At 38.1% G+C, this 11,824-nt stretch carries 8 protein-coding genes and 1 pseudogene; 3 read left to right on the plus strand and 6 right to left on the minus strand.

The features are described 5' to 3' along the window. The 3 genes from N2Z72_04135 to N2Z72_04145 all read left to right on the plus strand — a co-directional run. Nucleotides 1–1,438 (plus strand): DUF2341 domain-containing protein (locus N2Z72_04135; protein ID MCX7696868.1); only part of this gene is annotated, 1,438 nt, incomplete at its 5' end. 324 nt (nt 1,439–1,762) lie between these two features. Continuing rightward, on the plus strand, nt 1,763–2,050 hold the full coding sequence (locus N2Z72_04140; protein ID MCX7696869.1) for a hypothetical protein: 288 nt from the start codon (nt 1,763–1,765) through the stop codon (nt 2,048–2,050). After that, nucleotides 2,020–3,177, plus strand: coding sequence for a hypothetical protein (locus N2Z72_04145; protein ID MCX7696870.1), 1,158 nt, complete (start codon nt 2,020–2,022; stop codon nt 3,175–3,177). The genes N2Z72_04140 and N2Z72_04145 overlap by 31 nt, the downstream gene beginning before the upstream one ends. Nucleotides 3,178–3,447: 270 nt before the next feature. On the opposite strand, the gene recG is transcribed toward N2Z72_04145, so the two are convergent. From recG to N2Z72_04175, 6 genes and pseudogenes are all read right to left on the minus strand, one after another. Further along, nucleotides 3,448–5,574, minus strand: coding sequence for an ATP-dependent DNA helicase RecG (recG, locus tag N2Z72_04150; GenBank protein ID MCX7696871.1), 2,127 nt, complete (start codon nt 5,572–5,574; stop codon nt 3,448–3,450). Between the two features lie 90 nt (nt 5,575–5,664). Continuing rightward, entirely contained in the window at nt 5,665–6,789 is a 1,125-nt protein-coding gene (locus tag N2Z72_04155) for an ATP-binding protein (protein MCX7696872.1), read from the minus strand. Next, entirely contained in the window at nt 6,786–7,181 is a 396-nt protein-coding gene (locus N2Z72_04160; protein ID MCX7696873.1) for a response regulator, read from the minus strand. The genes N2Z72_04155 and N2Z72_04160 overlap by 4 nt, the downstream gene beginning before the upstream one ends. A gap of 11 nt (nt 7,182–7,192) precedes the next feature. Further along, entirely contained in the window at nt 7,193–9,181 is a 1,989-nt protein-coding gene (locus N2Z72_04165) for an ATP-binding protein (protein ID MCX7696874.1), read from the minus strand. A gap of 12 nt (nt 9,182–9,193) precedes the next feature. Further along, nucleotides 9,194–10,921, minus strand: coding sequence for an NADH-dependent [FeFe] hydrogenase, group A6 (locus N2Z72_04170; protein MCX7696875.1), 1,728 nt, complete (start codon nt 10,919–10,921; stop codon nt 9,194–9,196). A 12-nt stretch (nt 10,922–10,933) separates the two neighbouring features. After that, a pseudogene (locus N2Z72_04175) lies at nt 10,934–11,803 on the minus strand (4Fe-4S binding protein). Nucleotides 11,804–11,824: the final 21 nt, after the last annotated feature.

Raw genomic sequence — 11,824 nt, forward strand, 5'->3', positions numbered from 1 at the left:
GAACTACCGTATTCCCATATATATTCAAAATTCCTCTCCCAATGTGCTGAACGATTACCAAGTACTTATTAAGTTTGCTTCCAATTCTCTTATCAGCTCAGGCAAAATGCAAGCTAATTGTGCAGACATCCGAATAACCGATGCAGATGGCTGTACCTTACTAAACTTTTGGATTGAAGGGGGATTAAACTCATCATCCACTTTTGTATGGACCAAAGTCCCTTCCATACCTGCTAATGGGGTAAAAATTATCTATCTTTATTATGGTAATCCATCAGCTTCGTCCGCTTCCATTGGCCAAAGCACGTTCCTCTTTTTCGATGATTTTCTAGGAACAACATTAGATCCCTCTCGTTGGATTACTACCGGTCATAGCGGTTACCTACCCATGTTTTACACGGTTAGTGGTGGTATACTTACCGAATGGTCAGATAATCAATGGCGTATACTTGCCGCTAATTATACTTCTGCTACCAATGAGCTCATTGCTGTGGAAGCTAAAATTTCAAAAAGTAATTCAAGTCGTTGGCATGTACATTACCTTGTTCAAGGATCAGATGCAAACAATGCAAGATTTGGTATAGTGGATGATGGTTATCCAGGATTAAATATAGGAATTCAAGTTAAATGTCCCAGTGGTTCTTATGAATTACCTTACGATCTCGGACCGATACTTAATGACGTATGGTATACGATGCGCATTTTACGCAAAAGTTCTATTCATTTCTATGCTGATGTACTCTCTAGTACTACCAGAGAAATCGTCAATTCTACCGCCTTTTTTGAGCATCAACGCACTTGCTGGTCTACTATACCGAATTGGAGATGGGTTAATTGGCAATCCAGTAATGTACAAGTAAAATATGACTGGATCTTCATCAGAAAATATCAAGACCCTGAACCAAACCTCATTGTGGGTAGCGAAGAAGTGTATAATCCCTCCCCATCTTTACGTAATTCTATTTTTGTACATCCTCAAACTGGTAACGTAGGTATTAACACCACCACCCCCGGCTTTTATACTTTATTCGTTGAAGGCCTTGCTTTCGCCAGAGGTGGATGGTTTTCTTCTGATGCCCGCCTCAAACATTTTATTCAACCTATCCAAGAATCCTACACCCAACGACTCCTTAAATTAACTCCCGTCCAATTCAAATGGAACCAAAACGCTTATCCGTCCAAACGTTTTCCCAGTGGTCAACACTTCGGTCTTCTCGCACAAGAAGTAGAAAAAATTTTCCCAGATCTGGTCATGCAAGACCCCATTAACGAAAAATCAGTAGCATACATCGAATTCATACCACTTCTTATTGCTGCCTATCAAAACATGCATAAAACCTTAGAATCTTATAAGCAAGACATTCAAAACTTACAAAGAGAAAACCAAATGCTCAAAGGCGAAATCAATAATTTAAAAACTAAACTCTCAAAACCCTAGTTTTAATTACATCTTATAGTAAATGACTCGTTAAAAACGTATTCTTCAAATGTGATAAATCCTTATTAACTTTCTAATCAATGTAACTGTTTTCATTGTAAACCATATATAATTTCAATTAAAATACGATTAAACGTATTTTGACTTGCTCGGCTTTTCCCCTTTTACCAACAAGATATTTTGCCTATAAACTTAACACGCGATTTACTCGTTATTTCCATTGCTCAACATACTAATCGCTTCACTCTTAAAATAAAATCCGTACGGTGTAAAAAAAATCTGATTTTCGACATACATATGTGTAAATTTGTAAAAACCTCAATTATGAGATTTTTATTTGTCATTTTTCTGTTCTATTTCATCATCGACAATTATGCTCAAAACGTCGGAATAGGTGATCATCCACTCATTCCTCATCCTTCTGCAGGACTTGAAATTAATTTTTCAGACAAAGGATTACTTATTCCTAGATTAACATCTGCCCAAAGAAATTCTATTTCAAATCCTGCCCATACTTTACTCATATGGAATGTTACTACACAATGTATTGATACTGGTTGCACAACAGGTTGGATACCAATATGGTGCCTAACATCCCCCCCCTTTTTTTAAATTCCATAGAAGGCCCTACATGTGTATCTCCTAACTCTAGCAATATCACATATAGTGTAAACGGAGTCGGTAATATAATGAACTACCATTGGACAGTTCCTGCTGGTATGACGATCGTGAATGGCCAAGGAAGTAATTTTATAATTGTTGATGTTGACAACAATCCAGTAAATGGAGAGATTTGCGTAACCGCTACAAATTCTTGTGGTGGGAATGCAACTACGTGTTTAAATGTTAATTTCATTCATCATGGTTCAGCTAGCTTTTATTATACGGGTACAGTTCAAACCTGGATAGTACCTCCATGTGTTACTAATGTGACCATCAAATGTTGGGGTGCTGGAGGTGGCGGAGGTGGCGGTGATTGCCCAAGTGGCAACGGTGGCTCAGGAGGTAAGGGAGGTGGTGGGGCTTATGCTTCGAGTTCTATAAACGTCACCCCCGGTGAAGTTCTGTATATCTATGTAGGGAGAGGTGGTAAGTCCGGAAGTTCTGCCATTCCATCTTGCAATAATGGGTTAGGAGGCTGGGGGTATGGCAAAGGAGGTAATGGTGGTAACAAAACACCTTGTGGTGGCTCAGGTGGAGGTGGAGGTGGATCTAGCACAGTAGTAAGAAGTGATTCAACTGTTCTAATTGCGGCAAGTGGAGGTGGTGGAGGTGGAGGAGCCGCATGTCCAAATGGTTGTAATTGTTCAAACCCAAATGCAAAAGGCGGAAATGGCGGAGGTGGTAATCAAAACGGCTTTTCCAGTTCTGGATCTGGAGGAATAGCTTCTTCTAATGTCAATAAAAACGGGGATCAGGGTGTCCATGCAAGTAGTAGCGGCTGTGACCAATGTATGAGCAATGCCGGAGGAGGAGGGGGTGGTGGTGGCTATACAAACGGTGGAGGCGGAGGTAATATTCTAAGCGGTGCTTGTTCCGGATCACCTAACGCCGGTGCAGGTGGTGGCGGTGGAGGTAATAGTCTAGGATCTACCATCATACCAGGCAACGGTAGCATCCCAGGAAACAATGGAGACCCAGACTTATGTGCCGGTTGTGCTGTAGGAGGAAATGGTGCAACTTTCGATAACAATTGTGGTACAAATGGTGGTAATGGATTTGTAAAAATTATTTGGTAGTAAATAACCCGATCAATACACATTCATAGCCAATAAAATCTTCCTTCATCTCAAGCAACTTTGAACTTTTTAAACTCACTTCATTGAAAAAAATTATCCATCATATCCTTACTCTCTAAGTGTACGTGATTTACTCAATCACAAAAAACTTCGGAAACTAGCATTTCATGCTAACGCAATATTCATACGATAATTCCTCGTTAATCAAATAACCACAGGTAATATTCTTACACTTAAATAGACAAAAAAGCATACCAAAATTTTAATGACTTAGGCTATATCAGAAAAATACATTCCCTGAAACGAGCGGTTAATCAATTCTTTAAGGCAAACGTACGATGGAGTTTCTAACATCGGATCCTTCTGAAGAATAAACTTTGCCATACGTTGTGCAAAAAATAAAATCTTTTCATCTCCAATAGGTTCAATGAATCGAAACGTATGTTGCCCACTCTGTCGTGTCCCCTCAATTTCACCCATCCCACGCATCTTGAGGTCTTCTTCTGCTATCTTAAAACCATCCATCGTAGAAAGAAAAACTTGAATCCTCTCCATTGCTTCTGAACCAACTTGGTCAGGCGTAATAAGTAAACAATATGATTTTTCACCACCACGTCCTATTCGCCCCCGCAACTGATGTAACTGAGCCAAACCAAATCTCTCTGCATGCTCAATAATCATCATTGTAGCATTCGATACATCTACCCCAACTTCAATGACAGTAGTCGACACCAGTATATGAATTTTCCCTTCACGGAATTGATTCATGATCGTATCTTTATCTTTTTGCTTCATCCTACCGTGAAGCATATCGACAACAATAGCAAATCGTGAAAATTCTCTCTTGATAGCTTCAAAACCTTCTTCAAGTGCTATAAGATCTAGTTTTTCGTTCTCTTCAATAAGTGGATAAACCACATAAGCTTGATGACCAGATAGCACCTCTCTTTTCATAAGATCCCACGCACGATAGCGAAAACTTTCCGTAAAATGCATAGTTTGTATAGGTTTTCTACCTGGGGGTAGTTCGTCGATCACACTGAGATCCAAATCACCATATAGGGTCATGGCTAACGTACGGGGAATAGGAGTTGCTGTCATTACAAGTACGTGAGGAGAATATGTTGTTTTTAATTGCAACTTAGCTCGCTGGACGACCCCAAATCTATGCTGTTCATCAATGATAACAAGTCCTAGCTTCTTAAAATTCACCACATCCTCGATCAAAGCATGAGTGCCAACAATAAAATCAATTTGACCTTCCTTTAGACCCTCAAGTAATAGCTTACGCTCTTTCTTAGGAGTCGAGCTTGTCAGAAGAGATACGTTGACAGGTAAGAGTTCCAAAAGCGATTTTATTCGTTCGTAATGTTGTTGAGCCAAAATCTCGGTGGGCACCATCATGGCAACCTGCCAGCCATTTCCAATGACAATCAGTGCAACAAGCAAAGCCACGATGGTCTTTCCACTGCCGACATCACCTTGAAGCAAACGATTCATTCTAAATCCACTTTTTAAATCAGTAAAAATTTCCTTGATAACTCGCTCCTGAGCCCTGGTAAGAGTAAAAGGAAGATGGTAACGATAAAACAAGTGAAAGAGTTTTCCAGCTTTATGAATGACTACTGAACTTGGCTGTTTCTTTCTCTCTCTCAATGAAATCTCATTTCTGAGCTGAATAGCAAGAGCTTCTTGAAACTTAAAGCGTTTAATGGCTCGTTCATATTGCTCCACACTCTCTGGAAAATGAACCCATTTGAAAGCATCAGGAAAAGACGGCAACTTAAGTCTTTTCAAAATATGAAAAGGCAAAACTTCTTCCATTTGCTCTGGCAACATGGATATCAGTTGCTGAATAATTCTCATTATAAAACGTGAGTCCATTCCCTGTTTTTTCATTCTCTCCGTCGTTCCATATAAAGGTTGAAATTTCCCTAAAATTGGTAAATGCTTGAATTGTTCCTCCGTTGAAATTTCAGGATGAGCTATGTAAGCTTCGTCACCAAATCGTGAAATGCGGCCAAAAAGATAATACGTTTCACCTATCCGATACTTATTAAGCACCCATTTGTAATTGCTGAACCAAACAATTTTTACAGAACCCGTATTATCGAAAAATATTGCTTCTAATCTTGATTTATTGTTCAAAGAATAAACTTCCCGAAAATCATAAAACTGACCTCTAACTTGAACGTAACCATTTTCATTTTTCAACGAACCAACTGGTAAAATCTTACTCCTATCAATATGTTTATAGGGAAAATACCAAAGTAAGTCTTCGACAGTTTTTAAGCCAAGTTCTTTAGCAAGCGTTTGTGCCCTTATAAGCCCAATTCCTTTTAACTTTTCTAAAGATTGCTTTAAAAAATCTTCTTTATTCTTATCAACTATCATCATCTATTTGTGAGGTGCAACATCCATTTTTCCACCCCACAAAATTAGATGCTTTTACATTACCTAAATATTTGAATGAGGTTATGAAAGTAATCAATTTAAAGGCAAAATAACCCTAAAAGTACTTCCTTGATCCGGTATACTTGCAACTTCGATTTTGCCTTGATAACTTTCTACAATTTTTTTAACAATAGAAAGTCCAAGTCCACTTCCTGTGATGTTTTGTGTTTTTTCATTTTTGATTCGAACAAATTCTTTAAAAAGTAGCTTTAACTCTTCTTCATCCATACCTATGCCCGTATCACTGACTTCAAATACGACTTCCTTTTCTTTGGACTTCAGAACAATGAAGACCTTTCCATGATCGATATTGTATTTAATGGCATTTGATATAAGATTGTTCATGATTATTTCTATGTCATTACGATCACAAAGAAAATTAAGATTCTCGGGAACATCCAATGAAAAAGTAATATCTTTTTGAATAGCCATAGGTACCATCGTATCTAAAACCCCTTTGAGAACATTGACCAAATCAAGCATTTGTAAGTTTTTCTTTCGTGGGCCCGATTCTATTCTTGTCAAATCGAGCAAATCCATAATAAGAGTTCTCATCCCTTTGATTCTTTCCATAGAACGATCGATCATCATCATGTAATCATGGATATTTTCACCAAGTTGTTTTTCTTTCATCATCCGTAAATAACCTTCAACAGCATTAAGAGGCGACTTGAGCTCATGCGACAAAATTGATAAAAACTGAAACCTATTTTCTTTCCCCTCATGATACATTTTACGAGTCATCCTCCTAAGATATAAGTTTTTGGTGATGTTCTCGACAGCTACCCTCAGTTCCAGCGGAGTAAATGGTTTAGGAATAAAATGATATGCTCCAAAAGACGTTGCCTTAATAGCTAGATCTAACGAAGCATAAGCTGTAATCATAATGACAGCAGCATCATAATTTTGATCTTTGACATAATGAAGTATTTCTACCCCCTCCATATCTGGAAGTTTATTGTCGAGCAAAACAATATCAATAGGTTGGGATTTAAGAATTTCGAAAGCTTCTTTGCCAGTACTCGCTTCTAGAATATCGTACATAAAATCTTCTTCCATAAAAGGATAACCTACCGAAAAATTTTTCAGGCTCCTTACAATTCCTGCTCTGATAGCGGGCTCGTCATCTACCACCAACAATTTTAGTCGATTGCTCATAACCTCAATAATTTGTTGACTTCACTCAATAATTGATCAGATCGTATGTTTTTATCAATAAATGCATCAGCTTTGATCCAGTCTTTGTCGGATGGATCTGTTAAATCGAACATCATTCCAGTCTCCGACGTAAGAGCACTGACAATGATCACTGGAACATTTGGATAGGTCTTTTTGATTTTATGACAAAGAATAAAACCACTGTCCTTCTTTTCCATCATTAAATCGACAATAGCAAGATCGGGACGAATTTCTTTTAATTTGTCTTCAGCCTCTTGTTGGGTGTTGGCTTCGACAACTTCGAATTCCTTTCTCTTTAGAATGTGAGACATCTGAAACAACAAGTCTTTGTCATCATCCACAATTAAAATAACTTTCTTTTTTGTTTCCATATGTTGACGTTTTAATTTAATCTTGGTAATGTGATAATAAACTCTGTAAAAGTTGCTCCTTTTGAGGGATCTGCATTTGAATTGATTTCAATTTTACCTTGGTGCATTTTAACAATACCATAAACAAGAGCCAATCCTAAACCAGTTCCTTTGCCTACCTCCTTGGTAGTAAAGAACGGCATAAATAATTTATCACGATTTTCCTCAGGTATACCTATGCCTTGATCTTTAATGTGAATCTTTACTTGATTTCCCACCTCCTCAACCAACACATGAATTTCTCCTCCATTAGGCATAGCATCAATAGCGTTCTTATAAAGATTGATGAAAACATCTAAAAATTGATCAGGATCTATCATCATCTCAGGATTTTGAAGCCTAGAATCTATTACAATGCTAACGTTCGATGGAATTATCAATTGCCTGGAAGTCTTCTCAAGCAACTGAATAACGTTTGTCAACTGATACTTAACCTTTTGTTTGCGCGCAAAATTAAGTAACCCGCTGACTATGTTCTTACATCTTTGAGCTTGTTCTGCAATAATTTGAATATCGTTTTTTACGGGATTTGTATCAGGAATTTCTTCGAGCAACAAATGACTGTTCATCATAATGATTCCAAGGGGATTGTTGAGTTCATGAGCTATGCCAGCAGAAATTTGCCCCAGTATGGCAAGCTTTTCGGAATGTTTTAAAGCAAGGCGGGCATTTCGTAATTTCTCATTGGTTTCATGGAGTTCTCTGAAAGATTTATGCAATTTTTCAAGCGCATAAGGCAAACACATCTCTAGATCGGCAAATCCATTAATAACAGCTATAGCATGATCATGACATGTGTCGTAGCCACATGCTCCACAATTTAACTGATCGGAAGGATGGTTTTTTCCCATCATAAGCAAAACCTGGCTTATTTCACTCTGTGAAGGTTCACGCAATCGCCGATCCATAGGATGAAATTGCTGTTTAAAATCTATTTCATTCAATGCCTTTGTTTTATTTTCATGCCATTTTTCCAAAGAAATATTCTTAATCTTTTGTTGAACGTATTGTTGGATATGTATTTGTTTAACATATTCATTATTTTTTTCGCTCATACCGGGTCCCAACATACAACCTTCACAGCATAAAAGTTCCAAATGATGTCCTTCTAATTTTCCTTCGGAAAATGCCCTAATAGCTTCCTTGAAAGCTTTTCTTCCCGACGAAACAATGACTTTTCTCTCCACACGATGTTCCTCAGGGTACATTGCAGTAGAAAGTCCTCTAATTAGCGGAAAAATGGCACCATAAGCTCCAATTGGTTCATCAAACTGACTAGCTTCAAGTCCTTCGGGTGTAACATTGTATTTTTCAAAAAAAGATCTTACTTCCTTAAATGTGAGAGCCCCATCTAGCTCGTCAGACTCAGCCTTTTTGGCAATACAAGGTCCAATAAAAACAAGTTTGAGTCCTTCATCGGCATGCCATTTTCTTATAACCCTTGACATAGCTACGACAGGCGAAACAACAGGAGCCAAATGGGAAACCAATTGCGGATAATACTGCTCAATATAAAAGACCACAGCAGGACAATCTGAAGAGATCCATGTTTGATTTCCTTCTTCTTGTAATTTTCTATATGCCTCAGCTACTAGATCTGCTCCAAATGCAACTTCAAAAACATATTTGAATCCGAGTTTTCTTAACATGGATGGCAGCAACATTAGATTTGGTAAATCTGTAAATTCTGCTGAAAAGCTAGGGGCAACCAATGCAGCTACTTGTACTTCAGGATCTAGTAGCATTTCTTCCACATGCCGAGTCAAGTCAACAAGCATCTTAGCTCCTTGGCTACAAACCGCAAGACAATTTCCACAACCAATGCATCTCTCGCTCACCACTTCAGCTTGTCCGTTGATGATCCGAATAGCTTTGGCAGGACATTCTCGAACACAGGTATAACATACCCTACATCTATCTCTTACCGTAAATACCAGTTGATGTACATTGGCATGCCCCATAGCTAATAAAATTTAATGATGTTGATTCTTTCGATCGATATAATGCGTATGTAATAAACGGTGACTTTTTTCTCCGTTAATCTCCCCTAAAAATTCTTGATAAATCTGTACGATTTCAGGGTTTTGATAAGGGAATTTAAGTGTTTCTTTCATATCAACTTCATACAAGGCTTTCATTCTTGCTATGAGATCTTCTTCTGAAGTCCCTATATGCTGTCCTCCGCCATTAATACAGCCCAATGGACAAGACATGATTTCAATAAAATGAAAAGAGGATTGACCCTGACGAATTTCTTCCAGTACTTTTTTTGCCTCCGAAAGCGAATGAACTACAGCAACTAAAAGTTCTAATCCATTGATAGAAAAACGATATTCTTTTCTTCTATTTGTCCCTCTCAGAGGTTCAAGGTGAAAATGCACCAAGTCTTCTCTTGTGAGCAAATAATAAGCTGTTCTTAACGCCGATTCCATAACTCCTCCGGTTGTACCGAAAAGTTTCCCAGCCGAACTTCGCTTCCCACCTAGAGAATCGGGCAACTCTGGATCAATACCCGAAATTTCTACATCAAACATCCGAATAAGCGACATAAGTTCGCGCGTAGTCAAGACAATGTCTACATCTGTTATTCCATTTTGAACCATTTCTTCTCTTTTAGCTTCAAACTTTTTAGCTATACATGGCATGATAGAAACCATACATATTTTCTCTGGTGAAATATTCATTTTTTCAGCCCAGTATGTTTTTATTATAGATCCCATCATTTGTTGAGGAGACTTACATGACGAAAGATGAGGTATGAATTCCGGATAAAAAGTTTCGACAAATTTCACCCATGCAGGACAACAACTCGTAAACATCGGAAGTTTATCCCCATTCTGTAGTCGAGTAATGAGTTCTTGAGCTTCTTCCAAAGAAGTCAAATCTGCCGCAAACGAGGTATCAAAAACATAATTAAAACCTATCTTACGAAGAATAGCATTCAATAAGTTTGAATAATCCTTACCTTTTGAAAGATTTAATTCCTCGGCTAAAGATACTGGTACAGCGGGTGCATATTGCACAACCACAATCTTCTCTGGATCACGTAAAGCAGCAACAACTTTAGAAAGTTCTTGATTTTCACTTAGCGCACCAGTAGGACACTGCAAAATGCACTGACCACAGTGAACACAAGTTGAAATATTTACGGAGTCTAAAAAAGCAGTTGATACTTGCGAAGAATTACCTCGAAAGGCAAAATCTATACAAGCAACACCCATGATCTCCTCACAAACCCTAACACACCGACCACAAAGAATGCATTTTGCAGGATCGCGTACGATCGAAGGACTTGATCTGTCGATGTGAATATTTCTCACATGATGCAGTAAATTTCTTGTCGTAATATTATGCTTATATGCAAGAGCTTGTAATTCACAGTTTCTGTTCCTAATGCAATAGAGACAATCATCTGGATGACTTGCTAATAATAACTCCAAAATAACTTTTCTGGCATTTACAACTCGCGAAGAATGAGTTTGAATCTTCATGCCTTCCGTAACTGGAGTTGAACAGGCAGGGACGAGTTTTCCGGTAACCATATCCTCCACCACACACATCCTGCACGAACCAGTAGGTAACATGTTTTTAAGATAACATAAAGTAGGAATTTCAACATGAGTTCTCCTGGCTGCATCTAAAATGGTTTCCCCTTTTTCAACATCTACTTTTCTGTTGTTTATTTCAATAGAAAATCTCATATCCAATTTTTTTTAATTCACTTCAATGGCTTTAAACTGGCAAATTTCATAACACGTACCACAACCAATGCACTTATCCTGAACAATGAAATGCGGTGTCTTTTTAGAGCCAACAATGGCATTTAATGGACATTTTTTAGTACAAAGAGTACATCCTGTGCATTTATCCACATTAATAACATAGGTTTTCAAATTCTTACACACTCCAGCAGGACAAGATCTTTCATACACATGAGCTTCATATTCATCTTTAAACCATCTTAAAGTACTGAGAACAGGGTTAGGAGCAGTTTGGCCAAGACCACATAATGAGGTTTCTTTAATAACCTTCGACAATCTTTCCATTTGAGTCACCGCCTTGAACCTTTCAAGCGCATCTAAATTGTTCTGGGCAGGTTTTGTTGAGATTCGTTCCAAAATATCCCACAAACGGTATGTTCCTTCCCTACAGGGTATACATTTTCCGCAACTTTCCCTTTTAATAAAATCCATGAAAAATTTTGCTAAATCAACCATGCATGTTTCTTCGTCCATAACCACAAATCCCCCCGACCCCATCATAGCACCAAGCTCAATAAGTGATTCGTAATCTACAGGTGTATCCAGGTATTTTTCAGGAATACACCCCCCAGAAGGGCCTCCTATTTGGACAGCCTTGAATTTTTTTCCTTCTTTGATGCCACCTGCAATATCAAAAACTATCTCTCTAATAGTCGTTCCCATAGGTATTTCGACAAGACCTGTATATTTAATCTTACCTGATAAAGCAAAAACCTTAGTCCCCTTGCTTTTTTCTGTTCCCATCGACGAAAACCATGTTGCACCTTTTTCGATAATAGCTGGGACATTGGCATAAGTTTCAACGTTGTTGATCACTGTTGGGCCTGTCTCTTATACACATCT

This window comes from Bacteroidales bacterium, from assembly GCA_026418905.1.
In the GTDB taxonomy this organism is placed as follows: domain Bacteria; phylum Bacteroidota; class Bacteroidia; order Bacteroidales; family DTU049; genus JAOAAK01.

Coding starts and splice junctions, on each gene's coding strand:
- N2Z72_04165 (MCX7696874.1), bottom strand. CDS start 9,181: ATGGGGCATGCCAATGTACATCAACTGGTATTTACGGTAAGAGATAGA.
- N2Z72_04155 (MCX7696872.1), bottom strand. CDS start 6,789: ATGAGCAATCGACTAAAATTGTTGGTGGTAGATGACGAGCCCGCTATC.
- recG (MCX7696871.1), bottom strand. CDS start 5,574: ATGATGATAGTTGATAAGAATAAAGAAGATTTTTTAAAGCAATCTTTA.
- N2Z72_04140 (MCX7696869.1), top strand. CDS start 1,763: ATGAGATTTTTATTTGTCATTTTTCTGTTCTATTTCATCATCGACAAT.
- N2Z72_04160 (MCX7696873.1), bottom strand. CDS start 7,181: ATGGAAACAAAAAAGAAAGTTATTTTAATTGTGGATGATGACAAAGAC.
- N2Z72_04170 (MCX7696875.1), bottom strand. CDS start 10,921: ATGAGATTTTCTATTGAAATAAACAACAGAAAAGTAGATGTTGAAAAA.
- N2Z72_04145 (MCX7696870.1), top strand. CDS start 2,020: ATGGTGCCTAACATCCCCCCCCTTTTTTTAAATTCCATAGAAGGCCCT.